Source organism: Bradyrhizobium sp. SPXBL-04, assembly GCF_051853035.1.
Taxonomy (GTDB): Bacteria; Pseudomonadota; Alphaproteobacteria; order Rhizobiales; family Xanthobacteraceae; genus Bradyrhizobium; species Bradyrhizobium zhanjiangense.
Genome location: NZ_CP182472.1, coordinates 967,501 through 992,406, shown reverse-complemented (window position 1 = coordinate 992,406; position 24,906 = coordinate 967,501). Strand labels below are relative to the sequence as shown.

Below are 24,906 nucleotides of genomic sequence, written 5' to 3'. Positions count from 1 at the left end.
AGCCTTGATCGGACCACTGGCGCGGATCAGGTCACACAGCGGCCGGGCTGGAGCAGCTTGGCGATCTCGGTCAGGGAGCTGACCATCGGCTCGCAGGCGATCGTCGGCTTGCTGCGGCCCTGCTTCTGGTTCTTCTGGTTCTGGAGCAGCACCGGCGGCTTGGCATTGCCGGTTTCGATCACCGCGGGGACCCGCAACAACACCGACGTGTCGGCGAGGTCGTTGAGCCGCATCGACACGGTGCGGGTGGCGACCGGTGCCGGCTTGATCTCGCCGAGCCGGTCGGCCTTGCCGGCACGATTGATGTTGTGGCTCGGGGCAAAGTTTGAGCTCTGGCTGGAGATGTCGGCGACCGCCTGCCAGCGGTCGGCCAAATCATGGCCGGAGGCCAGTTGCACGGCACCCAGCGTGGCGGCAATCGCGACGGCGCCCAAAAATACCTTTTGAATCTGTGACATGGCTATTGATCCCTCGCCCCATGGCGATCGCGGGAACAACGCGGGCGGAGGATCGGGGGTTCTTGGCCGTTACGATCACTTAACCGTGTGCGAAAAATGCCGGAGGCCCGCAAAATATTTCGCAAGGCCTGGAACGACTTTTGCGGACGGGAGTCGTCTCAGCAGCCGGCTATTCCCCCCTGCCCCATAAGCCGGCGACGTAGGGCGCGACTGTGGTGATGCCAGTCGCGCCTTACTTTTGTCTGGGGCTCACTTTTGCGTCGCGTTATTTGGCCGTCCCGCCAGCCAGTCCCGCCCCTCGCCATAGAGCTTCTCGACCTCGGGCCCGATCAGGCCCGGCATGTCGCGCTTGACCTTGTAGCCGATCAGCTCCTGCATGTAGGCGAGATGGCGATAGCCCTCGGGAAGCGCGGCGAGCGCTTTCTGGTCGAGCTGAAGCGGCGCGGCGGGATCGACCGGGTCGATCCGGTCCTTCTCGTAGATCGGCTGGCGGCGAACGATGCCCCACCGGGCCTGCCGCTTCTCCAGGAAATCGTAGAAGCGTCCGGTGCAGACGACGTCACAGAGCACGTCGTGCACCAAAGCCCGCTGCGAGATCGTCATCTTGGTTTGTGCGATGGCCCGCTCACCGCTGAGGTCGATGCTGGTGCCGCCGAGGAAATGCAGGATGCGCACCCCCTTGGCGAAGCCCTCCTGGCTGACGCGCATGAAATCCCGCGCCGGCCCCTGAAACCAGGTGGCGGACATCCAGCCTTCTTCATGCCAGACCGTCGCAAAGCGCTCCCAGTCCCCGGCGTCGCGCCACACCGCCCAGTTCTCAAGGAGGTCGCGGATGGCGAGGCGATCGAGCAGCTGCGGGTCCATGAGCACATCTCCGATTGGGTCGATGCACGAGGTTTGAGCGGCGAATGCGATGCCGTCAAGCGCCGCAAGCGGACACGAAAAATCCGGCGCGCCTTGCAGCACGCCGGATCAAATGCGTTGCGAGCGTTCAGACTATGAGCGCACCGTTACGCTGCCGGCGCCTTCGGCGTGCGGTTGCGCGAGTTGCGCTGGAAGAACAGCGCCTGACTCGCCACCGCCGACACCATCGCGGGCTGGAACGGTTTTGAGATCAGGAATGCCGGCTCGGGGCGCTCGCCAGTGAGGAAGCGCTCGGGATACGCGGTGATGAACACCACCGGGACCTCGAAGGTGCGAAGCAGCTCGTTGACGGCGTCCAGGCCCGACGAGCCGTCGGCGAGCTGGATGTCGGCGAGGATCAGGCCTGGCCGCCTGTTCTTGGCCAGCGCCACCGCATCGGCATGGGTGCGCGCGACGCCGACGACGTTGTGGCCGAGATTCTTCACCAGGCTCTCGAGGTCCATGGCAATGAAAGTCTCGTCCTCGATGATCAGCACGTCGGTGGCGATCTCAGCCGCCATCTCGCGACCGGCAGCGTCCGCGAGCCGCCGCGTCTCGCCCACGTCGGTGCCGAGGATGAAGGCGACTTCCTCTTCCGAAAAGCCCTCGAGCGACAGCAGCAGGAAGGCCTGCCGCGGCAGAGGCGTGATATTCGACAACCGCCGCTCCGGCGGCATCGGCAAGGTCGTCACCTCGGCATCGTCGTTGACGGAGACGGAATTCCAGATCTGGGTGAACAGCCGGAACAGGCCGGCGCGCGGCCCATGGCTCTCGTCGAGCACTGATGGATCGCCAAGCATGGCTTCCAACATGGCCGCGACATAGGCGTCACCGGAGGCCTGGCTGCCCGTCAGGGCGCGTGCGTACCGGCGCAACAACGGCAAGTGTTCAGCAACAAGCTGTGAACGGGACATCCCCACTCCATTCATCTTCGGGCCAGACTTGAGGTTACCCTGAGGTCAGCGTTACGCGGGGGCCCGGTTCCCCTGCTCGGCTGATTACGCATCAGCCTGAGAAAAGTTCCGTATTGGGCGGAACTTTTTCTCGCAACTCGCATTGTGCCTATCCAGGGAACGGCTCCCGGTTGAGAAAAATTCTCGATTTTACAGTCACTTAACTCGGGGAAACGTGGAACAGGCCATGAAAGATCTCAAGTCTCAAGCCAGCAAAAGCACGACCCCCGGCAAGGGAGGGCTCACTCCGGAGATCCAATCCCGGATCGGCCATCAGCTGCGCGCCATGTACGACGACGTGGTGCGGCAAGGGGTTCCGGATCGGTTCGCTGAACTGATCAAGAAGCTTGATGCACCGGGAGCGGCCCACCAAGTGGAAAATGAGGGTGGATCCAACGACAACAACAATGGGAGGGATTAATGCCTCTCACGGACTCCCTGCGTAATGACATCCTGGCGGCCGTGCCGAGCTTACGCGCGTTCGCCATCTCGCTCAGCGGCAATGCGGACCGCGCCGACGATTTGGTGCAGGAGACGTTGCTCCGCGCGCTGGCCAACATCGACTCGTTCCAGCCTGGCTCCAACCTGCCGGCGTGGCTGTTCACGATCCTGCGCAACCTGTTCCGCTCCGACTATCGCAAGCGGCGGCGGGAGGTCGAGGACGCCGAAGGCAACTACGCCAAGACACTGAAGACCCAGCCGTCGCAAAATGCGCATCTCGAATTCGAGGAGTTTCGTACGGCGCTCGACAAGCTTCCACAGGACCAGCGTGAAGCGCTGATCCTGGTCGGCGCCTCCGGCTTCTCCTACGAGGACGCGGCCTCGATCTGCGGCTGCGCGGTCGGCACGATCAAGAGCCGCGTCAACCGCGCCCGCTCGAAGCTCGCCGCGCTGCTCTATGTCGAGGGCGCCGAGGACTTTGGGCCCGACGAGACCGTACGAGCCGTGATCGGCGGCAGCGGCGGTTGACGGCAGGCATCATCAGGATCGAGACGGCATGAAGACGGCCGCTTGCGCGGCCGCCTTTGCGCGCGTGCGAGAAACCTGATGGCGCAAGCTTGCAGCGCCGATCACTCGTCCACGAAAGTCACGGTGTCCGCGACATTGGCCCGCGAGGTGCGGTAGCTGTTGACCTTGTGCGCGTGGTCGGCATAGCCGAACGAGATGCCGCAGACGACACGGCGATCGTCCGGCAGGTTGAAGTGACGGCGGATCAAGCCGGAATGGCGCGCGAGCGCCGCCTGCGGAATGGTGCCGAGCCCAAGCGCCTGTGCGGCCAGCATGAAGTTGGAGACATAGGCGCCGCAATCGATCGCACCATAGATGCCGAGCGGCTCATTGGTGTGAATGATCGCGACATGCGGCGCGCCGAAGAAATTGTAATTCTCCAGCGCCTGCCTGGCATAGGCCGCCTTGTCGCCGCGGACGATGCCGAGCGTATTGTAGAGCTGAAAGCCGCTCTCGCGCCGGCGCTCGAGATAGACCCCGACATATTCTCGCGGCGGGGTGAAATCGTAATCGTCGCCGAGACCGCCCGAGGCCTCCTTGTAGATCGCCTGGCGAAAGCGCTCCTTGGCCGCGCCGCTGGCGATGATCACCTGCCAGGGCTGGCTGTTGCACCAGGACGCGGTGCGCTGCGCGGTGGTCAGCACATGCTCGATGATGGCACGGTCAACTTCCTTCGGGAGAAAGGCACGCACGGAGTAGCGCTCGTTGAGGAGCTCTTCGAGCACGCCGATGCGGTCTTGTGTCTGGCTCACTTTTGCATCCATGTTTAGCTCGCGCTCTTCGTAGAGTGGGCAAAGGCGCATGGCGCCGGGCCCACCGACAGACTTACCCCGGAGCATCTGCATATGGTGGGCACGCTTCGCTTTGCCCACCCTACAAGATACAGCGAGAGGTGAGATCAACGTCCCTTGGCCGGGATCTTGTTGTACGGCACGTCCTTGTCGACGCGGATGTCACCCGGCAGACCCAGTACCCGCTCGGCGATGATGTTGCGTAAAATCTCGTCAGTGCCGCCGGCGATGCGCATCGAAGGCGAGGACAGCAGCATCTGCTGGAACTGCCCCTGCACCGTCTCCTCGTCGCTGCCGGTGAGAACGCCGGCTGCGCCCTGCAGGTCCATGGCATAAGTGGCGATGTCCTGGAGCATCATGCCCGACACCAGCTTGCCGATCGAATTCTCCGGGCCCGGCCGCTCGCCCTTCGACAGCGCCGAGATTGCGCGGTAGCTGGTGTATTTCAGCCCGCTCGACTTCACCGCCCAGCTCGCAAGCTTTGAGCGCACGGCCGGATCATCGATCGCAAGCCCATCCTCGAACATCAGATTCGAGCAGAACTCGAACATTTCTGGCACGCCGGTTGCGAGCCGCGCGCCGATCGACATGCGCTCGTTCATCAGCGTGGTCAGCGACACGCTCCAGCCCTCGCCGACGGCGCCGAGGCGCTGGCTGTCGGGGATCACGACGTCGGTGAAATAGACCTCGTTGAACTCCTGCATGCCGTTGGCCTGCTTGATCGGACGCACCTCGACACCTGGGCTCTTCATGTCCAGGAAGAACATGGTGAGGCCCTTGTGCTTTGGGACATCAGGATCGGTGCGCGCAATCAAGAGGCCGTAGTCCGAGTAATGTGCGCCGGAGGTCCAGATCTTCTGGCCGTTGACGATCCAGTTGTCGCCTTTCTTCTCCGCGCGGGTGCGCAGACCCGCAACGTCGGAGCCGGCCGACGGTTCGGAGAACAGCTGGCACCAGATCTCCTCGCCCGAGGCGAGCTTCGGCAGATACCGGCGCTTGGCATCCTCGCTGCCGAAAGCCATCACAGTCGGGCCGCACATGCCCTCGCCGATCTGGAACGGCTGCGTCAGCTTGCCGTAGACGCCCTCCTCCTGCTGCCAGATCACGCGCTCGATCGGCGTCGCGCCGCGGCCGCCATATTCCTTCGGCCAGTGCAGGCAGGCCCAGCCCGCTTCGAACTTCTTCTTCTGCCAGGCCTTGCCGACATCGACGATGTCCTGCTTGGCAAGCCGGATGCGGCCGAGCGAGGATTTTGACAGCTCGGCATGCAGCTCCTTCGGCGCGTTAGCCTCGACCCATTTGCGCGCGGTCTCGCGGAATCCGGCTTCTTGCGGCGTATCGTCGAAATTCATGGCGGACCTCTAACCTCTTCCCTTCGTCGGGATCTTGTTGAACGGCACGTCCTTGTCGACACGGATATCGCCCGGCAGGCCCAGCACACGCTCGGCGATGATGTTGCGCATGATCTCGTCGGTGCCGCCTTCGACGCGCGTACCCGGTGCGCGCAGCAGCATCGCCTGGAAGCGGCCAGCCACTTCGGCGTCTTCGGGGCCGCTGACGACGCCAGCCGCGCCTTGCAGCTCCAGCGCGTAGGTCGCGACGTCCTGGATCATGGAGCCCGCCACCAGCTTGCCGATGGAATTCTCCGGACCCGGCCGCTCGCCCTTCGACAGCGCCGAGATCGCGCGCATGCTGGTGTAGCGCAGGCCGCTCGCCTTCACCGCCCAGTTCGCGAGCTTCGCGCGCACCGCGCGATCCTCGATCGCAGGTCCATCGTCGAGCATCAGGCTGGAGCAATACTCGAACAGCTCCGGAAAGCCGGTCGAGACGCCGGCGCCGATCGACATGCGCTCGTTCATCAGCGTGGTCAGCGAGACGTTCCAGCCGTCACCGACTTCGCCGAGGCGCTGGTGGTCAGGGATGCGGACATTGGTGAAATAGACTTCGTTGAAATCGGAGGCGCCACTGGCCTGCTTGATCGGCCTGACCTCGACGCCCGGGCTCTTCATGTCCAAAAAGAACATGGTGAGGCCCTTGTGCTTGGGCACGGTCGGATCTGTGCGGGTCAAGAGGATGCCGTAGTCCGAATAATGCGCGCCCGAGGTCCAGATCTTCTGGCCGTTGATGACCCAGTCGTCACCGTCCTTCTCGGCCCGCGTGCGCAGGCCCGCGACGTCCGAGCCGCCGGCCGGCTCGGAGAACAGCTGGCACCAGACCTTCTCGCCGGAGGCGAGCGGCGGCAGATAGTTCCGCTTATGCTCCTCGCGCGCGAACGCCATCATGGTCGGCCCGCACATGCCGTGGCCGATGATGAACATGTGGGAGAGCTTTCCGAATGGGCCCTCCTCCTGCTGCCAGATCACGCGCTCGATCGGCGAGGCACCGCGGCCGCCATATTCCTTCGGCCAATGCAAGCAGGCCCAGCCGGCATCGGCCTTCTTCTTCTGCCAGGCCTTTGCGACCTCGAGAATGTTCGCGTTCTTGAGCTGCGTGCGGCCGAGCGAGGATTTGCGCAGCTCGTCCTCGTATTGCTTGGGTGCGTTGGCACCGATCCAGGCGCGGGCGGTGGCGCGGAATTCGGCTTCCTGCGGGGTGTCGTCGAAGTTCATAACGTTGCCCCTCGCTTACGCCGCGTTCTTCTTCCGCATGCGGTCGATCAACTGGTCTTCCCAATAGGTGAGGCTGCCGAGCCCGAGCGCCATGGCGTTGGCGCGGCGGTAGTACATGTGGCAGTCGAATTCCCAGGTAAAACCCATGCCGCCGTGAACCTGGATGTTGTTCTTGGCACAGTGCTGGAAGGCCTGCGTCGCACTGATCCGCGCGGCCGCCGCCGCTTCCGGCAATTCGGCAGCGTTGGTCGAGAGCGCCCAGGCACCGTAATAGCTGTTGGAGCGTGCCAGCGTCGCCGAGACATACATGTCGGCGAGCATGTGCTTGATGGCCTGGAACGAACCGATCTGACGGCCGAAGGCGATGCGGTCGAGCGCGTAGTCTCGGCCCATCTCCAGGGCGCGGTCGGCGCCGCCGACCTGCTCGAACGCGCACAACACCGCGGCGCGGTCGAGCACCTGGGTGAGGATGCTCCAGCCGTCGCCGGCGGCCCCCAGCGGCTCGGCCTTGCAGTCTTTGAAGGAGATCTCGGCCTGCCCGCGGGTCGGATCGAGATTGGTGAGGCTTTTCACCTCAACGCCCGCGCCTTTGAGATCGACCAGGAACAGCGAGATGTCATTCTCACGTCCACTCGATCCCGTGCGCGCGGCAACCACGGCGAAGTCGGCGATGGCGCCATCGGCCACCGGCTTCTTGACGCCGTTGAGCATGCCATTCGCAGCCGTCACCTTGACATTCTTCGGTGACGGATTGCCCTTACCCTCGAACAGCGCCAGCGTGCCGATCGCTTCGCCCGAGGCAATCGCGGGCAGCCACTTCTTCTTTTGCGCGTCGCTGCCGGCGATCAGCAGCGCTTCGGCGGCAAGATACACGGTCGAGGAGAACGGCACCGGCGCATTGGCCCGGCCCATCTCCTCCGCGATCACGCAGAGCTCGAGATGACCGGCACCCGCACCGCCGAATTCTTCCGGGATCGCGACGCCGAGAAATCCCATTTCGGCGAGACCCTTCCAAAGCGCCTTGTCATAGGGCGCCTTGCCGTCGAGCACGATGCGCACCGCCTTGGGCGAGCATTTCTCGGTGAGGAATTTGCGCGCCTGGTCGCGGAGCTGCTTCTGGTCGTCGGAGAAATCGAAGTTCATGGCGGGCTACCTTTTTATTCGTTGTCATTTCATTCATTGATGCCGTCATTCTGGGGCGCAACGAAGTCGCGAGCCCGGAATCCATTCCACCGCGTCAATGCGGCCCGATGGATTCGCTGATGCGCAATTGCGCATCAAAGTTCGCGCTGCGCGCCCCCGGGGAATGACGAGGTGAGAGAGTTGTGCATTCATCGCAGCACGATCACATCTTCATCCGGCTTGTCCGCATAAAGCCGCTCCACCAGCGCTGCGCGGCGCTCCAAGCCGGCGCGCTGGTTGATGTAGCCCTTGTCGGTGAGCTCGTTGCCGTCGATCGAAGGCGGCTCAACCATCAACATGGCGCGCGCGATGACGCGACTGCTGGCGCCTTCGCACTCCCGGTTGTGCGTCTCCAGCCCGCGCCTGAAGCAGGCCATGACCTCAGGGTGCTTCACCGCATCCGCAAAGCTCAGGTCAGGATTGCCGACGAGCTGGCGGCAGGCATGCAGGTTTGGCCAGGCAAGCAGGGCGATGAAGGCGCGATCCTGTCCCGCGACCAGCGCGTCATGCACGACGGGCGTCGTCGCCGCGATCGCATCGGTACGGAGCGAGCCGACATGCACGAAGGTGCCCGTGGTGAGCTTGAAATCCTCCACCACGCGCCCGGCAAAGATGATGCCCTGCACCGGATCGGCATCGTCGACGAAAATGCCGGCATCGCCGATACAGTAGAAGCCTTCCTCGTCGAACATCTTCTTCGTCAGCTCCGGCTGGCCGAAATAGCCTGATGTGACGTTGACGCCGCGCAGGCGCAGCTCGTATTTCGAGCCGCACGGCACCATCTTCAGTTCGACTCCGGGGAACGGCAGGCCGATCAGGCCGACGCGCTCGGTGTCCCAATAGGTGCCGGTCGAGGTCGGCGCGGTCTCGGTCGAGCCCCAGCCGGTGTAGAACACGATGCGCTCGCCGGTCGTCTTCACCGCCAGCGCCTGCATGCGGTCGTAGAGATCGTCCGGCAGCCGCGCACCGCCATAAGCCATGATCGAGAGGTTCTTGAAGAAGGAGCGACACAGCGCGTCGTCCTTCTCCATCGCCGCCGCGAGCGCGGCATAGCCGGCCGGCACGTTGGCGTAATAGGTCGGCGAGATCTCGTGCAAATTGCGCAACGTCTCCTCGAACTGGCCCGGCACCGGCCGGCCGTCGTCGATATGGAGCGTACCGCCTTCGACCAGCACGGGGTGGAATGCCGCATTGCCGCCCATGGTGTGATTCCAGGGCATCCAGTCGAGCACGGTCGGCAGCGGGCCGCCCGGCGTACGCGGCCGCACCTGCATCATCATGGCCGCATTGGCGCACATCATCTCCTGGGTGTTTATGACGGCTTTGGGCATGCCGGTCGAGCCGGAGGTGAAGAGCAGCTTGCCGATGGTCTGCGGCGTGATCTTCGCGATCGACGTCTCGACATCCCTCGTGACCGGCGTCGCCGCGAGCTCGGCAAAGCTGACGCTCTTGATGCCGTCGCAGGGTCGCACGACATGAACGACGGTGACGCCGGTGAGATCGATCGCCCTGAGCGCCTTCTCGAAGGTCGGGCCGTCCTGCACCATCACGACGGCCGGCTTGATCAGGTCGAACAGGTATTTCAGCTTGACGTGATCGTGGCTCATCAAAGAGTAGGCCGGCGATACCGGTGCCGCCGGCGCGCGCGCCTGCATCGCGGCCTGCGTCATCAGCGCATGCTCGATCGAATTGCCGGAGAGGATCGCGACGGGGCGACCGTCAAGCCCGAGATTGAGCAAGCCTTGCGTCAGTGCATCGGCGGTCCGCTTGGCTTCGCTGTAGGAGACTTTTCTCCATTCGCGGTTCGGGCCGCCACGCTGCGCAAGCCAGATGCGCTCGGGCGCTTCCTTCGCCCACTTCGCCAGCGACGCCGGGATATGCTTCTCGTAAGCTTGCAGCGGAATGCGCGACTTCAGCACCAGCGTGCCGTCGCCACGGCGCTCGACCTCGATGTCGCGCGCGAGCCACTGGACCTTGCGAAAGGCGGGCTTCGTCATTACTGCCGCCGCGCTTCCACTCATTTTGCGTCTCCCGGAATTATTGTCCTTTGCGGATCATTCTCGTTCAGCGCTTGATATAGACAGGCTTTCGCTTCTCAAGGAAGGCCCTGATGCCTTCCGAAAACTCCTCGGAACGACTGCACAGGACTTGGTTGCGGTCCTCCATCGCAATCGCAGCTTCCAGCGAACCGGCATCGACGCTCATGTTGAGACATTCCTTGGACAGACGCAGCCCCACGGGCGAGGCCGTCATCATCGCGTCGATATAAGGCGCGGCCGCGTCATCGAGCTTGTCCTCGTCGACGACCTCCGAGACAAGCCCGACCGCCAGCGCGCGCTCAGCGCCGATGAAGCGCCCGGTCAGGATCAATTCCGATGCCACGGACACACCGACGAGGCGCGGCAGGAAATAGCTGGTGCCGATGTCGCAGCCGCCGAGGCCGAGCTTGATGAAAGCGCAGTTCATCCGCGCCGATGTCGTCGCAATGCGGATGTCGGACGCCAGCGCCAGCGCGAAGCCGCCACCGGCCGCGGCGCCCTGCACCAGTGCCAGGATCGGCTGCGGGCAACGCCGCATCAGCATCACGATGTCGGCGATGCGCCGCTGCGAGTCGAGCGACTCGGTCACACCGGGTGGTTCCTGCTGACCGGCGCGGCGCGCCATCGCGGCCTTGAGATCGAGGCCCGCGCAGAAATTCTTGCCGGCGCCGCGCAACACCACCACGCGCGTGTCGCGGTTGCGCTGCAGGCTTTGGAAATAGACGTTGAGAGCATCGATCAGCGCGGGATCGAGCGCGTTGAGGCTGTCAGGACGATTGAGCGTCACCCGGTCGACGCCGTCGTCATGCTCGATCAGCAGCGGTTGGGACATGGGACCTCGCACATCGGTCATGGGCCGGACTGCCACCCTCCCCTGGAGGGGGAGGGTCGGCTCACATTGCGCGCAGCGAAATGTGAGACGGGGTGGGTGACAGTCTCTCCCCACCGAATAGTGCCCGAGTGGAGAGATCACCCCACCCGACGCTTCGCGCCGACCCTCCCCCTCCAGGGGAGAGTAAGAAGCGCCGCTTACCGCGGCGCCATGCGAATGGCGCCGTCGAGGCGGATGGTCTCGCCGTTGAGCATCGGGTTCTCGACGATGTGGACCGCGAGCATGCCGTATTCGGCGGCATCGCCGAGACGCGAGGGATGCGGCACCTGCGCGCCGAGGCTCTTGCGGGCCTCTTCGTTGAGGCCCATCAGCAGCGGTGTGAAGAACAAGCCGGGCGCGATGGTGTTGACGCGGATTTTCTGGCTGGCGAGGTCGCGCGCCGCCGGCAGCGTCAGGCCAACGACGCCGCCCTTCGACGCCGAATAGGCGATCTGGCCGATCTGACCTTCGTAAGCGGCGACCGAGGCGGTGTTGACGATGACGCCGCGCTCTTCACCGACCGGCTCGATCGTGACGAGACGCTCGGCGAACAGCCGCAGGCAGTTGAACGTGCCGATCAAATTGACATTGATGATGCGCGCGAACTTTTCCAGCGGGTAGACGCCGTCACGACCGACGATGCGCTGCGAGCCGCCTATGCCGGCGCAGTTCATCAGCACGCGCGCGACGCCATGCGCGGCTTCCGCCTTGGCGATCGCCGCCTTGATCTGCTCCTCGCTGGTGACGTCGGCATGGAGCGCGACGCCCTTCACCTCGGCGGCGACCTTCTCGGCGTTTTCCTTGCTCTGGTCGATCACGCCGATCTTGGCGCCCTTGGCGGCCATGGCCCGAGCGGTCGCGGCACCCAGGCCCGAACCGCCGCCGGTGATGAGAACGGCTACGTCTTTCAACTGCATCGCTTGTACCTTTCCTTGGGCGTTTCTTCTCTGGACTTGAAGGTTCAGCCGGATCATCCGGCCGCGGCAGCTTCCTCGGCTTGCGTGAGGATGCCGCCGCAAATCAGCGTTTCCATGTGCTTGATGTATTGCCGGCAGACTTCGTCGGTGACCGGGCCGACGCCGGTCGCGCGAGACATTGCGTGCCGGCCGAAGAACAGGTGATCGCAAGCGCCGATCAGGCTGGTGTAGAACAGCACAGGATCGGTGGCGCGGAACTCGCCGCGGCTGACGCCGTCGGCGAGCAGGCGGCGGTGGAAGTCCAGCAGCGGCGCGACGAAGAATTTCGACACCTCATCTGCGCATTCCGGCTTGGTCTCATGCAGGAGATAGTGGATCAGCCGGTTCATATACGGGAACCGGTAATAGGCGCGGATGATACCGCCGATGTGCAGCTTTAGCTTCGCGGTCGGCGTGATCGGCTGCGCCAGCAGATATTCGAGATTGGACAGTTCGGTCGCGGCGTTGCGCTCCAGCAGCGCCAGCAGCAGGCCGTCCTTGTTACCGAAATGGTATTTGACCAGCGCGGCATTGGCGCCGGACTTCTGGGCGATGTCGGAGAGCGAGATCTCGATCGAGGAGCGTTCGATCATCAGCTCGCTCGCGGCCACGAGCAATTTCTCTGCCGTGGAATTCTTCCCGCTGGGGAGCTTGGTCGGTACGCTGGTAGCCACAGAGATCCCTGAACATGCCTCGTGAGGCGCGCAGATAAGCCCAAGCAGCGCCCTATCACAAGAGTTAATTGATCGATTGACTAAACGATCTCGCGTCCCTTAAATCCGTCCCCGACAACCAACCCAATCAAGAATTCAGGGAGAAACCGACATGGCCGAGGCTTACATCGTCGCCGCTGCGCGCACCGCCGGCGGGCGCAAGGGGGGCCGCCTCGCCGGCTGGCATCCGGCCGATCTCGCCGCCAAGGTGCTGGACGAGTTGGTCGACCGCACCAAGGTCGATCCAGCCCTGGTCGAGGACGTGATCATGGGCTGCGTGATGCAGGTCGGCGAGCAGTCCAACAACATCGCACGCAACGCGGTGATGGCGTCAAAACTGCCGGAGAGCGTGCCGGGCACCTCGATCGACCGCCAGTGCGGCTCCTCGCAGCAGGCGCTGCACTTCGCCGCGCAAGCCGTGATGTCCGGCGCGATGGACGTGGTGATCGCCGCCGGCGTGGAATCGATGACGCGGGTGCCGATGGGCCTGTCGTCACAGCTCCCGGCCAAGAACGGTTTTGGCAATTACAAGAGCCCGGGCATCGAGAAGAAGTATCCGAACATCATGTTCAGCCAGTTCACCGGCGCGGAGATGATGGCCGAGAAGTACGGCCTCTCCAAGGATGAGCTCGACGAATACTCCTTTGGCAGCCATCAGCGCGCGATCGCGGCGACGCAAGCGGGTCACTTCAAGAAGGAGATCGTGCCGCTCGAGATCACCCGTGCCGACGGCAGCAAGGACACCCATCACATCGACGAAGGCATCCGTTTCGATGCAACGATCGAAGGCATCAGGGGTGTCAAGCTGATCGCCGAGAACGGCAAGCTCACCGCGGCCAGCGCCAGCCAGATCTGCGACGGCGCCTCCGGCGTCATGGTGGTCAACGAGCGCGGCCTGAAGCAGCTCGGCGTCAAGCCGCTCGCGCGCATCCACCACATGACCATGACCGGCGGCGATCCCGTCATCATGCTCGACGCTCCGCTGCACGCGACCAAGCGCGCACTGGAGAAGGCCGGTATGAAGATCGGCGACATCGATCTGTTTGAGGTCAACGAGGCCTTTGCCTCGGTGCCGACCGCCTGGCTCAAGACCACCGGCGCCGATCCGGAGCGTCTCAACGTCAACGGCGGCGCGATCGCGCTCGGCCACCCCCTCGGCGGCTCCGGCACCAAGCTGATGACCACGCTGGTCCACGCCCTGCATCAGCGCGGTAAGCGCTACGGCCTCCAGACCATGTGCGAGGGCGGCGGCATGGCCAACGTCACGATCGTGGAGCGGCTGTAAGCGCCGTTGCAGTTGCCACACTAAAGGTGTCGTCCCGGCGAAAGCCGGGACCCATAACCACAAGAGTCTGTGGTAGGGGCGAGCTGGGGCGACATCGCATTTCAACGATCTGTTTCGGTGGTTATGGATCCCGGCTTTCGCCGGGATGACACCTTTGTTGTTGCGAGACCAACTTTCATGACTCATCCGTCCGTCTACGCGAAGACAACGCCGAATAAGATCGCCTATCAGATGGCCGGCACCGGCAAGGCGATCACATATCGCGAACTCGACGAGCTCTCGAACCAGGGCGCGCATCTCTTCCGCTCGCTTGGTCTCAAGGCCGGCGACCACATCGCGCTGTTGATGGAGAACCGGCTCGCCTTCATGGAGATCTGCTGGGCGGCACAGCGCAGCGGGCTCTATTACACCGCGATCAGCCGCTATCTGAAGCAAGACGAGATCGACTACATCGTCAAGGATTGCGGCGCCAAGGTCGTGATCACCACGCCGAAATGCGCCGACCAGATCAAGGGCCTGATCAAGGGCGCTGCCGGCGAGCCGATCTTCTACATGATGGACGAGCCGCTACCGGGCTTCCGCTCCTACGACAAGGAAGCAGGCGCGCAGCCGACGACGCCGATCGCGGACGAGGTCGCCGGCTACGACATGCTGTATTCGTCCGGCACCACGGGCCGCCCCAAAGGCGTCAAGAAGGCGTTCGAGGGCAAGCCGATCGACGAGCCGAACGCATTCCTGCGCGTGCTCTGCGCCAACATGTGCGGCATGAACGCCGACACGATCTACCTTTCTCCGGCGCCGCTCTATCACGCGGCCCCATTGCGCTTCAACATGATGGCAGTCGTGCTCGGCGGCGCCTCCATCATCATGGAGCATTTTGATGCCGAGGAATTTTTGAAGCTCGTCGAGAAATACAAGGTCACGCAGTCGCAGCTGGTGCCGACCATGTTCGTGCGGATGCTGAAGCTGCCGGACGAGGTGCGCGCCAAATACAATGTCTCCACGCTGGAGGGCGCGATCCACGCCGCCGCGCCCTGCCCCGTCGACGTCAAAGCCAAGATGATCGAATGGTGGGGACCGATCCTGATCGAGTATTATGCCGGCTCGGAAGGCAATGGCGTCACCGTCTGCAGCTCGAAAGATTGGCTGACGCACCGCGGCAGTGTCGGCCGCGCCGTGGTCGGCAAGGTCAAGATTCTGGACGAGAACGACGAGGAGCAACCGGTGGGCGAGATCGGCACGGTCTATTTCGCCGACGCGCCGGCCTTCACCTATCACAACGACCCTGAAAAGACGAAGAAGGCCTACAACGCAAAGGGCTGGTCGACGCTCGGCGACGTCGGTTATCTCGACAAGGACGGCTTCCTCTATCTCACCGATCGCAAGTCCTACATGATCATCTCCGGCGGGGTGAACATCTACCCGCAGGAGACCGAGGACGTGCTCATCACCCATCCTGACGTCGCCGACGTCGCCGTGTTCGGCGTGCCGAACGAGGAGATGGGCGAAGAGGTGAAGGCGGTGGTGCAACCGCACGACATGAGCCGTGCCGGCAAGGCGCTCGAGGCCGAGTTGATCGCCTATTGCAAGGGCCGCCTCTCCGCCATCAAGTGTCCGCGCTCGATCGATTTCGAGGCCGAGCTGCCGCGCACGCCCACGGGCAAGCTGGTGAAACGCCATCTGCGCGACAAGTATTGGCCGAAGACGGCGGCGAAGATTTAGCGGGGGCTCGTAGGGTGGGTTAGCGTAGCGTAACCCTTGTCTCCACGGAGGCGAAAGAGGTGGGTTACGCCTTCGGCTAACCCACCCTCCGCGTCCCGCAACCTCAATCAAACAGGCTCGGCGTGTGGTTCACCAGCGCGCCTTCGATCTCGAGCATCTTCAGCTTCGTCACCACGCCGCCATTCGCGGAGAAGCCGCCGGGCTTGTTGCCGGCCGCCAGCACGCGATGGCAGGGCACGACGATCGGGCACGGGTTGCGACCGAGCGCCTGGCCGACGTCGCGCGACAGTTCGACGCCGCCGAGTTGCTTCGCAATGTCGCCATAGGTCATGGTCTTGCCGGGCGGGATGGTGCGGGCGATGTCGTAGACGCCGCGATTGAACTCGGGCACGCCGTCGAGATCGAGCGGGATGTCGGTGAGATCATCCGGCTCGCCCGCGAGCAGCTTGACGATGCGGTCGATCGCCCGCTGCACCTCGGCGGTCGGCTCGGCTTCGGTCGCCTCGGCATGGCGCTGATGGATACGGGTGCGGATCTTCTGCTCGCCGCCCATCGGCAATTGCGTGCCGTTGATGCCGCGCGGGCCCCAGGCGATGGCGCACAGGCCGATCCTGGTGTCGAACAGGGCAAAATGCTGGTCGGTCATGGCTTGGTTTCTGGCTTGCTTCTCGTCGCAGGCCCCCTCTTTGATCTCCTGCGAAATCTAGGCTTGGAAATAGTTGCGATCCACCCGGTTTCCGGGAATCTTGCACAGGAGTTCCTGTTCCTTCGCGCGAGCCCAGAATGCAAAGCCTCCACGTCAACGGATACGAGATGCCCTACCTCGACGTGGGCGAAGCCAAAGGCGGCCCGCCGCTGGTCTGCGTGCACGGCTCGCTCTCGGACTTCCGCATCTGGGGTTGCGTGCTCGGACCGCTGACGCAGCGGCACCGGGTGATCGCTGTCAGCTTGAGGCACTTCTTCCCGGCGCGATGGGACGGCGTCGGTGACACCTATTCGATTGCCCAGCATGTCGATGACGTCATCGCCTTCATCGAAAAGCTCGACCTCGGGCCGGTCGACCTGATGGGACATTCCCGCGGCGGGCACATCTGCTTCCGCGTGGCGCAGGCGCGGCCGGACCTGCTCCGGCGGCTGATCCTGGCCGAGCCCGGCGGCGAGCTCGATGCAAGCCTCGATCCCGATCATGTCGGCGGCCCTTCGCCGCTGCTGGCGCGGTTCTCGGCCTCGGCCGAGAAGATCGCAGCTGGCGACGTCGACGGCGGCCTTGCCGTCTTCGTCGACACGCTGGAGGGCCCCGGCACCTGGCCGCGACTACCGGCGATGGTGAAGCAAAATCTGCGCGACAACGCCATGACGCTGATCGGCCAGGTCCGCGACAATCGCCCGCCATTCTCGAAGGCGGACGCGGAGTCCATCAAAATGCCGACGCTGTTCATCCTGGGCGCGCGGACCAAGGGCCTGCTGCCGAAGGTGCTGCACGCGCTCGCGGCGCATGTGCCTTATTCAAAGACGGCGGTCATCCCGAACGCGACGCATCCGATGTTCGAGCAGGCACCGCAGAAATACTCCGAAGTGGTGCTGGATTTTCTGGCGAGCTGATCATGCAGACATTTCGCGTCAACGGTTACGACATGGCCTATCTCGAAGTCGGAGACGGCCCACCGCTGGTCTGCGTGCACGGCACGCTCGGGGATTTCCGCACCTGGTATTCGGTGCTCGGCCCGCTGTCGAAGAACCATCGGGTGATCTCGGTCAGCCTGCGGCACTTCTTTCCGGAGCATTGGGATGCCGTCGGCGACGACTACAAGATGGCCCAGCATGTCGCTGATACGATCGCCTTCATCGAGCAGGTCCAGCCCGGACCGGTCGATCTGATGGGACATTCGCGCGGCGGCCACATCGCCTTCCGCGTGGCGCAGGCCCGGCCGGATCTGTTGCGAAAACTGGTGCTGGCCGAACCGGGCGGCGATCTCGATGCCAGCTTGCCGGTCCCCGCAGGCACACCGACGCATCCGCCGCTCGCCGCACGCACCGCGCGATCGGTCGAGATGATCCGCGCCGGCGACATCGAGGGCGCGCTGCAGAATTTTTACGAAGGCATCGAGGGCGACGGCTCCTGGCGCCGCGTGCCGGCGGCGGCCAAGCAGCAACTCCGCGATAACGCACTGACCTTCCTCGGCCAGATCAACGAGCAGCGCAGGCCCTACACACTCGCTGATGCGCAGGCGATCAGGACGCCGACGCTGCTGATCGGCGGCGGCGCGACGACGGGAAGCCTGTCGGTGATGTGGCGCGTGCTGGCCGAGCACATCGCAGGCAGCAAGACGGCGGTGATCCCAAAGGCCGGCCACTGGATGTTCGAACAGGCGCCGCTGGAGTTCGGCGAGGCAGTGAACAGGTTCTTGGCGGAGTAGGCGCTCTCGTTGCCTCTCCCCGCGTGCGAGGCGAGGGAGTGCACGGTCAGTGCCTCCCTCACACGTGCTCACACCTTCCAAACGCCGACCGGCATCTTGATCGTCGCGTTCAGCCGGTTCCAGACGTTGATCGTTGCAATCGAGAGGATCAGCGTGGCGAGCTCGCGCTCGTCAAAATGCTTGGCGGCCGCGTTCCAGATCGCATCCGGCACCGGATCCTCGCGATCGGCAAGACGCGTGACCGCCTCGGTCAGCGCCAAGGCGGCGCGCTCGGCTTCGGTGAAATAGGGCGCATCGCGCCAGGCGGACACGGCGAACAGGCGTTCATCGGTCTCGCCAAGCTTGCGCGCGACCTTCGGATGCATGTCGACGCAGACGCTGCAGCCATTGATCTGGCTTGCGCGCAGGTGCACCAGTTCCAGGAGCTTTTCCGGCAGGCCCTGTTTGGTCAAATTGCCGAGGGACTGAAGGACATTCATCGCCTCCGGCAGGACCATGACCGGATGGTTCATACGTGCGTGCATCATCTTGCGTCTCCGTTCGAGAATTTCGAAGGTTCCGGTCACATCGACCGGATTGGCTTCGTCATGGGCATGACGGATCGCGATGAGGGAATGTGACCGATGACTGAAGAAAATCTTCTCACCCGCCAGTTCGAGGCCAGCCGGGACCATCTGCGCGCGGTCGCCTACCGGATGCTGGGCTCCCGTGCTGAGGTCGAGGATGCCGTGCAGGAGGCCTGGCTGCGGGTCAGCCGCTACGATATGTCCGACGTCGCGAACCTGCGCGGCTGGCTGACCACCGTGGTGGCGCGGATCTGCCTCGACATGCTGCGCGTACGGAAGTCACGCAAGGAAGAGCCGATGGGTCCGCACGTGCCCGAGCCGGTCGACAAGACACGGGAACGCGAGGCGGAGATGGCCGATTCCGTCGGCGCGGCGCTGCTGGTCGTGCTGGAGACATTGCAGCCGGCGGAGCGGCTTGCCTTCGTGCTGCACGACCTGTTCGCCGTTCCCTTCGAGGAGATCGCGCCGATCGTCGGCCGCTCCGTTGACGCCTCGCGGCAGCTGGCGAGTCGTGCGCGGCGGCGCGTGCAGGGCGCGCCGGTGCCGGAGACGGATCTGTCGCGCCAGCGCGGAATCGTCGATGCCTTCCTCAAAGCTTCGCGCGAGGGCGATTTCGAGGGCCTGCTGGCCGTGCTCGATCCCGACGTCGTATTCCGCGCCGACCAGGCCGCGGTGCGGCTCGGCTCGCTGCCCGAGATCCGCGGCGCGGACGCGGTCGCGCAGACCTTCAAGGGCCGCGCTCAGGCGGCACGGGCCGCGCTGGTCGATGGCGAAATGGGCGTCGCCGTCGTTCTCGGCGGCCAGCTGCGCATCGCGCTGCGCGTCAGCTTCAGGGATGGCCGGATCGCCGGAATCGATGCTACGGCCGATGCCGAGCGAATTGCGACGCTCGATGTGGAGATGCTCGAGCGCTAGATGGCATCGACCCAGGCCAGATCATTTTTCTCGAAAAACAACCCCATGCACAGTAGACGGCCCAGCAATATCAATAGCTTAGCCACTTCCGAAAGGAAGGTCGGGCCACCCTCCGGTACCGCTTGACGCGGTCGATCCCGCAGCGTAGCTTCGAATACGGAATTCCGTATTCCCTCTTGCGCCTCTCGGAGCTGCCGGCGTGATCCCTCTCGACCCGCTCCCGAACCTGATCGACCAGGTCTACGCCCGGATCCTGGAGGCGATCTCCGACCGGACCCTTCAGCCCGGACAGCGCATCCGGCAGAACGAGCTCGCCGACAAGCTCGGCGTCTCGCGCCAGCCGGTGTCGCACGCACTGCATCTGTTGCACCGGCAGGGCCTCGTCGCCGAGAGCGGCAAGCGCGGCTTTGAGGTGACCCAGCTCGACCCCTCACGCATCCGCCAGCTCTACGAGGTGCGCGGCGCCATCGATGCGCTGGCCGCCCGGCTTGCCGCCGAGCGCGCAGCCACTGACGCCGCGGCTCGCGCGCGGCTGGAGGCGGCGCTTGCGGCCGGACGGCGCATCGACCGCAACACGACGCTTGCCGAGCTCATCGTGCTCGACGTCAATTTTCACCGCGCGATCTATCAGCTCGCCGGCAATCCCGTGATCGAGGAGACGATGGCGCCGCAATGGCCGCACATGCGCCGCTCGATGGCGACGGTGCTCGCCGAGCTCGACTATCGCGGCAGCGCCTGGGCGGAGCATGCCGATATCGCCAAACACATTCTCGCGGGCGATGCGAACGCCGCCGAACGCGCGGCGCTGGCGCATGCGCAGACGGCGGGACGGATGACCGAGGAGAGATTGAGGGCGACGGAAGAGGTGGCGGCGTAGTCATTTGCACCTGCGCCGTCATGGCCGGGCTTGACCCGGCCATCCACGCCTTTGCTCGACGAAGAACGTGGATGCCCGGGACAAGCCCGGGCATGACGAGAGAGAAAACAAATAAACAAAACCAAGGAGGACGCCCCATGAAGCTGTCTCAGGAGCAATTGGAGTTCTTCCACCGCGAAGGCTGGCTGTTCCTGCCCGAATTGTTCAGTCAGGAGGAGGTCGAACTGCTCGCGCGCGAGGCGGTCGGCATCTACGACGCCAACCGGCCGGAGGTCTGGCGCGAGAAGAGCGGCGCGCCGCGCACCGCCTTTGCCGCGCATCTCTACAACGAGGCCTTCGGCATCCTGGGCGCGCATCCGCGCATGATCGAGCCGGTCGAGCAGGTGTTCGGCGAGCCTGTCTACATGCACCAGTTCAAGATCAACGCGAAATCGGCCTTCACCGGCGACGTCTGGCAATGGCACCAGGATTACGGCACCTGGAAGCGCGACGACGGCATGCCGGAGCCGCGCGCGATGAACATTGCGATCTTCCTCGACGAAGTCATGCCGATCAACGGCCCCCTGATGCTGGTGCCACGCAGCCAGAACGCCGGCGATCTCGAAGCCTCGCACGATCTCGCCACCACCTCCTATCCGCTGTGGACACTGGACGAGGACACCGTGACGCGGCTCGTCAAGCAGGGCGGCATCGTGGCGCCCACGGGCAAGCCCGGTGGCATGCTGATGTTCCACGGCAATCTCGTGCACGGTTCGAGCGGCAACATCACGCCCTATCCACGCAAGATCGTGTATCTGACGCTGAACGCGGTCTCGAACTACATCCGCACCCCGACGCGGCCGGACTACATCGCGCATCGCGATTTCGCGCCGATCAAGACGGTGGATGACGACGCGCTGCTGCGGCTCGCACGTGCGCCGCGACAGGCGGCGGAGTAACCTGTCATTCCGGGGCGCGACGAAGTCGCGAGCCCGGAATCCATTTATCCGCAGTTTCTGCGGCCCGATGGATTCCGGGCTTCGACGCTGACGCGTCGCTCCGGAATGACGAACGTTGATACTTCGCACTTCGCGTCGCGCAACAGCCAACGCACTCTCGGACACCCACATGAACCTCTTCCGCCTCCTGCAAGCTCGCGCGTCCGCCGGCAAACCCGTTCGCGTCGCGCTGATCGGCGCCGGGAAATTCGGCTCGATGTTTTTGTCGCAGGTGCCGCACACGCCGGGACTGGAGGTGCCTGTCATCGTCGACATCGACCGCGACCGGGCACGCAAGGCCTGCCGCACTGTCGGCTGGGATACAGACCGCATCGCCGCGACCACGTTCACCGATGACGGTGCGCGCGCCATCGCCGGCGGCGCGATAGACGTGGTGGTGGAAGCGACCGGCAATCCCGCCGTCGGCATCAAGCATGCGCGCGCTGCGATTGCGGCGGGCAAGCATATCGTGATGGTCAATGTCGAGGCCGACGTGCTGGCGGGCCCCCTGCTCGCCGAGGAAGCGCGAAAAGCGGGCGTGGTCTATTCGCTCGCCTATGGCGATCAGCCGGCGCTGACGGCGGAGATGGTGGATTGGGCGCGCGCGACGGGATTCCACGTCGTCGCGGCCGGCAAGGGCACAAAATATCTGCCGGCCTATCACGACGTGACGCCTGATGGCGTCTGGCAGCATTACGGCCTCACCGCGAGCGAAGCGCAGTCGGCCGGCATGAATCCGCAGATGTTCAACTCCTTCCTGGACGGCACCAAATCGGCGATCGAGATGGCCGCGATCGCCAATGCCTGCACCCTCGACGTGCCCGCCGACGGCTTGCTGTTTCCGCCCTGCGGCGTTGACGATCTGCCGCACATCATGCGGCCGCGCTCGCGCGGCGGCGTGCTGGAGCGATCGGGCGTGGTGGAAGTGGTCTCTTCACTCGAGCGCGACGGCCGGCCGGTGTTTCGCGACCTGCGTTGGGGCGTCTATGTCGTGCTGGAGGCACCGAACGATTATGCTGCCGACTGCTTCAGGCAATACGGCCTGAAGACCGACGCCAGCGGTCGTTTCGCGGCGATGTATAAGCCCTATCATCTGATCGGGCTGGAGCTGAACATCTCGGTGCTGTCGGCGGCGCTGCGGGGTGAGCCGACCGGACAAGCTAACGGCTTCCGCGGCGATGTCGCGGCTGTGGCAAAACGCAATTTGCGCGCCGGCGAGATGCTGGATGGCGAAGGCGGCTACACCGTGTGGGGCAAGCTGGTACCGGCGGCCGCGAGCCTGAAGACCGGCGCGCTGCCGATCGGCCTCGCGCACAGCGTGAAGCTGAGACATGACGTCGCGCATGGCGCGGTGGTGCGCTGGAGCGACGTCGAGTTCGATGCGGGAAACGAGACGGTGAAAGCACGCAAGGCCATGGAGGCCGCGTTCGCAGCGCAGCATTGAGGGCGTCGCCGGCGGCGCAACCAAATGTGCGCTTGCTTTGCTGCCGCCGTTTCGCCATCCTGACCGCGATCCGGGACATTTGAATTTCGGACACCAAGAAACGTCGGCCAGCGACGAAGACAAAGCGGCGCCAAGATCGCGATCCCCTCGTCGAGGACTCGACATCACAGGAGGGAATGCATGGAACGTCGTAAATTCCTGACGGCAGGCGGGCTGGGCCTTGCCGCAAGCGCAGTTGCTGCACCGGCTATCGCGCAATCGATGCCCGAGGTGAAATGGCGCCTAGCGGCGAGCTGGCCGAAATCTCTGGATACGCTCTATGGCGGCTGCGAATATTTCTGCAAGCGCGTCGCCGAGATCACCGACAATAAATTCCAGATCCAGCCCTTCGCCGCCGGCGAAATCGTCCCGGGATTGCAGGTGCTCGACGCGGTCTCGAACGGCACCGTGGAGATCGGCAATACCGCGCTCTATTATTACTGGGGCAAGAATCCCGCCTTCACTTTCGGCACATCGCTGCCGTTCGGGCTCAACACGCGCCAGCACATTTCCTGGCTGATATGGGGCGGTGGTCAGGACATGCTGAACGAGCTCCTGAAGGAGCATAACGCGATCGGCGTGCCCACAGGCTCGACCGGCGCCCAGATGGGCGGCTGGTTCCGCAAGGAGATCAAGACCGTCGATGATCTCAAGGGGCTGAAATTCCGCGTCGGCGGCTTCGCGGGCACCATCATCTCGAAGCTCGGTGGCGTGCCGCAGCAGATCGCGGCCGGCGACATCTACCCAGCGCTGGAGAAGGGCACGATCGACGCGGCCGAATGGGTGGGGCCGTATGACGACGAGAAGCTCGGCTTCGTGAAGGTGGCGAAATACTATTATTATCCGGGGTGGTGGGAAGGCACCGGTCAGGGCCACAACCTCATGAACCTCGAAAAGTGGAATGCGCTGCCGAAACACTATCAGGCCGCAATCAGCGCGGCATCGCTGGACACCTTCACCTGGGTGACGGGCAAGTACGATTCGGTCAATCCGCCGGCGCTGAAGCGTCTGCTGGCTGCCGGTGCGATCCTCAAGCCGTTCCCGCAGGAGGTGCTCGAAGCCTGCTACGGCGCGGCCAACGGGGTCTACGCCGATCTCGCCAAGAGCAACCCGCATTTTGCCAAGATGTATGCGAGCCTCACCGCCTATCGCAGCGAGTCGCTGGCCTGGATGCAGGTCGCGGAGCTGAGCTTCGACAGCTTCATGATGCGGATGCGGACGCGGACGTAGCTGCATCGCGCGGCAAGCGGCGATACGACGAAAGCCCCGGAGATGTCTCCGGGGCTTTTGCGTTGAGCGCGGCTATGATTGCACAGTTTGGCGAGAGATGGAGCTACCCGAAAGGTGTCATCGCCCGGCTTGACCGGGCGACCCAGTATCCAGAGGCCGGCGTTAGAGAGCTCGCTCTCACCACATCCGCCGCGGCGTACTGGATGCCCCGGTTAAGCCGGGGCATGACAGCAGAGAGGTGCGGTGCATAAAGAGCGCGCCGCCAACTCTCTCAATTCTCGTCGTCACCGAGCGCAGCGACCAGCTTGTCGTAGTACTTGCCGACGAGATCGATGTTGCCTTTGTTCTCGATCTGCGGCGCCGGCGTCTTCAGCGCTTCGTTGAGCTCGTCGACCGCTTCCTTCTTCTCCTTGGCCGGCATCTTCTTGTCGGCCTGCACCTGCGCGATCTGCGCCTTGATCACGGCTTCGGGGCCGACATATTTCTTGGTCGCGGGATCGAAGCCGCCGAGCACGAGACTGATGTTGTCGACCACGTTGTTGTAGTCGTCGTAGCTGACAAAGCCGTGCTTCTTGGCGACCTCCTCGAGCCGCGCGATCACCTTCTGGTCGGGCGCGGTGTTCTCCGGCAGCTTCTCCGTGATCGCGTCCATGTCCTTCTGCGCGGCGAGCACGCCATCGAGCTGCTTGTCGGTCAGTGCGATCTGCTTCAGCGCTGGAGTTTGCTGCTGCTGGGCCGGCGCGGCCTGCTGGGCGGGTGCCGGCTGCTGCTTGGCCTGTGCGAATGCTGCGTCGGAGGAGACGAGGGATACTGCGGACAGAAGGCACGCAGCGCTCAGCACAGTGAGGGTGGGACGAAGCAATGCGGGCATGGAAGTCTCCTCAGATCTTTTGATGGCGAGGTTTCAAGAGCGGAACCGGATTACTGGCCGCGTTGTGAATGGCCCATGAA

25 protein-coding genes are annotated in these 24,906 nt (G+C 64.2%); 11 read left to right on the top strand and 14 right to left on the bottom strand.

The annotated features are described in order from the left end of the window. Nucleotides 1–26: 26 nt before the first annotated feature. The 3 genes from ACNJX8_RS04625 to ACNJX8_RS04615 all read right to left on the bottom strand — a co-directional run bounded on the left by ACNJX8_RS04625 (nt 27) and on the right by ACNJX8_RS04615 (nt 2,275). A complete protein-coding gene (locus tag ACNJX8_RS04625) occupies nt 27–458 on the bottom strand; it encodes a hypothetical protein (RefSeq protein ID WP_439359751.1) in 432 nt (143 codons plus the stop codon). Between the two features lie 249 nt (nt 459–707). After that, complete coding sequence (locus ACNJX8_RS04620; RefSeq protein WP_439359750.1) at nt 708–1,322, bottom strand: nuclear transport factor 2 family protein; 615 nt, start codon at nt 1,320–1,322, stop codon at nt 708–710. Between the two features lie 146 nt (nt 1,323–1,468). Continuing rightward, the gene (locus tag ACNJX8_RS04615) at nt 1,469–2,275 is read right to left on the bottom strand and encodes a response regulator (protein WP_164934704.1); all 807 of its coding nucleotides are present in this window, start codon (nt 2,273–2,275) and stop codon (nt 1,469–1,471) included. Nucleotides 2,276–2,501: 226 nt separating this feature from the next. Here ACNJX8_RS04615 and ACNJX8_RS04610 point away from each other — a divergent pair, with 226 nt between their 5' ends. Both ACNJX8_RS04610 and ACNJX8_RS04605 read left to right on the top strand, forming a co-directional pair. After that, on the top strand, nt 2,502–2,735 hold the full coding sequence (locus tag ACNJX8_RS04610) for a NepR family anti-sigma factor (RefSeq protein WP_164934705.1): 234 nt from the start codon (nt 2,502–2,504) through the stop codon (nt 2,733–2,735). Beyond that, nucleotides 2,735–3,283, top strand: coding sequence for a sigma-70 family RNA polymerase sigma factor (locus ACNJX8_RS04605; protein ID WP_008543571.1), 549 nt, complete (start codon nt 2,735–2,737; stop codon nt 3,281–3,283). Before ACNJX8_RS04610 ends, ACNJX8_RS04605 begins: the two co-directional genes overlap by 1 nt. Nucleotides 3,284–3,384: 101 nt before the next feature. Here ACNJX8_RS04605 and ACNJX8_RS04600 read toward each other — a convergent pair whose 3' ends face one another. From ACNJX8_RS04600 to ACNJX8_RS04565, 8 genes are all read right to left on the bottom strand, one after another. Then, a complete protein-coding gene (locus ACNJX8_RS04600; protein WP_439359749.1) occupies nt 3,385–4,086 on the bottom strand; it encodes a nitroreductase in 702 nt (233 codons plus the stop codon). Nucleotides 4,087–4,220: 134 nt separating this feature from the next. Next, a complete protein-coding gene (locus ACNJX8_RS04595) occupies nt 4,221–5,465 on the bottom strand; it encodes an acyl-CoA dehydrogenase (protein WP_439359748.1) in 1,245 nt (414 codons plus the stop codon). 9 nt (nt 5,466–5,474) lie between these two features. Continuing rightward, nucleotides 5,475–6,722 (bottom strand): acyl-CoA dehydrogenase, encoded by a 1,248-nt coding sequence (locus ACNJX8_RS04590; RefSeq protein ID WP_439359747.1) that lies wholly within the window; start codon nt 6,720–6,722, stop codon nt 5,475–5,477. Between the two features lie 15 nt (nt 6,723–6,737). Then, on the bottom strand, nt 6,738–7,865 hold the full coding sequence (locus tag ACNJX8_RS04585; protein ID WP_439359746.1) for an acyl-CoA dehydrogenase family protein: 1,128 nt from the start codon (nt 7,863–7,865) through the stop codon (nt 6,738–6,740). Nucleotides 7,866–8,053: 188 nt separating this feature from the next. Next, nucleotides 8,054–9,925 (bottom strand): AMP-binding protein, encoded by a 1,872-nt coding sequence (locus ACNJX8_RS04580; protein WP_439359745.1) that lies wholly within the window; start codon nt 9,923–9,925, stop codon nt 8,054–8,056. Nucleotides 9,926–9,968: 43 nt separating this feature from the next. Further along, the gene (locus ACNJX8_RS04575; RefSeq protein WP_128931248.1) at nt 9,969–10,775 is read right to left on the bottom strand and encodes an enoyl-CoA hydratase/isomerase family protein; all 807 of its coding nucleotides are present in this window, start codon (nt 10,773–10,775) and stop codon (nt 9,969–9,971) included. A gap of 197 nt (nt 10,776–10,972) precedes the next feature. After that, the gene (locus ACNJX8_RS04570; protein WP_128931247.1) at nt 10,973–11,731 is read right to left on the bottom strand and encodes an SDR family NAD(P)-dependent oxidoreductase; all 759 of its coding nucleotides are present in this window, start codon (nt 11,729–11,731) and stop codon (nt 10,973–10,975) included. 53 nt (nt 11,732–11,784) lie between these two features. Further along, nucleotides 11,785–12,444 carry a TetR family transcriptional regulator gene (locus ACNJX8_RS04565; protein ID WP_206734307.1) on the bottom strand — a complete coding sequence of 220 codons (660 nt, stop codon included), beginning with the start codon at nt 12,442–12,444 and terminating at the stop codon, nt 11,785–11,787. 151 nt (nt 12,445–12,595) lie between these two features. Here ACNJX8_RS04565 and ACNJX8_RS04560 point away from each other — a divergent pair, with 151 nt between their 5' ends. Then, the gene (locus ACNJX8_RS04560; RefSeq protein WP_128931245.1) at nt 12,596–13,768 is read left to right on the top strand and encodes an acetyl-CoA C-acetyltransferase; all 1,173 of its coding nucleotides are present in this window, start codon (nt 12,596–12,598) and stop codon (nt 13,766–13,768) included. A 177-nt stretch (nt 13,769–13,945) separates the two neighbouring features. Beyond that, nucleotides 13,946–15,490 (top strand): acyl-CoA synthetase, encoded by a 1,545-nt coding sequence (locus ACNJX8_RS04555; RefSeq protein ID WP_439359744.1) that lies wholly within the window; start codon nt 13,946–13,948, stop codon nt 15,488–15,490. Between the two features lie 103 nt (nt 15,491–15,593). Here ACNJX8_RS04555 and ACNJX8_RS04550 read toward each other — a convergent pair whose 3' ends face one another. Continuing rightward, nucleotides 15,594–16,136: a methylated-DNA--[protein]-cysteine S-methyltransferase gene (locus ACNJX8_RS04550; RefSeq protein ID WP_128931243.1), complete on the bottom strand. Its 543-nt coding sequence runs from the start codon at nt 16,134–16,136 to the stop codon at nt 15,594–15,596. 137 nt (nt 16,137–16,273) lie between these two features. Here ACNJX8_RS04550 and ACNJX8_RS04545 point away from each other — a divergent pair, with 137 nt between their 5' ends. Both ACNJX8_RS04545 and ACNJX8_RS04540 read left to right on the top strand, forming a co-directional pair. Further along, entirely contained in the window at nt 16,274–17,092 is an 819-nt protein-coding gene (locus ACNJX8_RS04545; RefSeq protein WP_439359743.1) for an alpha/beta fold hydrolase, read from the top strand. Between the two features lie 2 nt (nt 17,093–17,094). Next, a complete protein-coding gene (locus tag ACNJX8_RS04540; RefSeq protein WP_439359742.1) occupies nt 17,095–17,907 on the top strand; it encodes an alpha/beta fold hydrolase in 813 nt (270 codons plus the stop codon). Between the two features lie 68 nt (nt 17,908–17,975). Here the strand turns inward: ACNJX8_RS04540 and ACNJX8_RS04535 are convergent, their stop codons facing one another. Next, entirely contained in the window at nt 17,976–18,431 is a 456-nt protein-coding gene (locus ACNJX8_RS04535) for a carboxymuconolactone decarboxylase family protein (protein ID WP_439361807.1), read from the bottom strand. A gap of 99 nt (nt 18,432–18,530) precedes the next feature. On the opposite strand from ACNJX8_RS04535, the gene ACNJX8_RS04530 reads away from it, so the two are divergent. The 5 genes from ACNJX8_RS04530 (at nt 18,531) to ACNJX8_RS04510 (ending at nt 23,955) form a co-directional block, all read left to right on the top strand. Next, nucleotides 18,531–19,388, top strand: coding sequence for a sigma-70 family RNA polymerase sigma factor (locus ACNJX8_RS04530; protein WP_439359741.1), 858 nt, complete (start codon nt 18,531–18,533; stop codon nt 19,386–19,388). 199 nt (nt 19,389–19,587) lie between these two features. Next, nucleotides 19,588–20,265, top strand: coding sequence for a GntR family transcriptional regulator (locus ACNJX8_RS04525; protein WP_439359740.1), 678 nt, complete (start codon nt 19,588–19,590; stop codon nt 20,263–20,265). Nucleotides 20,266–20,402: 137 nt separating this feature from the next. Further along, entirely contained in the window at nt 20,403–21,203 is an 801-nt protein-coding gene (locus ACNJX8_RS04520) for a phytanoyl-CoA dioxygenase family protein (RefSeq protein WP_439359739.1), read from the top strand. 169 nt (nt 21,204–21,372) lie between these two features. After that, nucleotides 21,373–22,686 carry an NAD(P)H-dependent oxidoreductase gene (locus ACNJX8_RS04515; RefSeq protein WP_439359738.1) on the top strand — a complete coding sequence of 438 codons (1,314 nt, stop codon included), beginning with the start codon at nt 21,373–21,375 and terminating at the stop codon, nt 22,684–22,686. Between the two features lie 180 nt (nt 22,687–22,866). Then, nucleotides 22,867–23,955, top strand: coding sequence for a TRAP transporter substrate-binding protein (locus tag ACNJX8_RS04510; protein ID WP_128931236.1), 1,089 nt, complete (start codon nt 22,867–22,869; stop codon nt 23,953–23,955). A 271-nt stretch (nt 23,956–24,226) separates the two neighbouring features. On the opposite strand, the gene ACNJX8_RS04505 is transcribed toward ACNJX8_RS04510, so the two are convergent. Next, nucleotides 24,227–24,826: a hypothetical protein gene (locus ACNJX8_RS04505; RefSeq protein WP_439359737.1), complete on the bottom strand. Its 600-nt coding sequence runs from the start codon at nt 24,824–24,826 to the stop codon at nt 24,227–24,229. Nucleotides 24,827–24,906 lie beyond the last annotated feature (80 nt).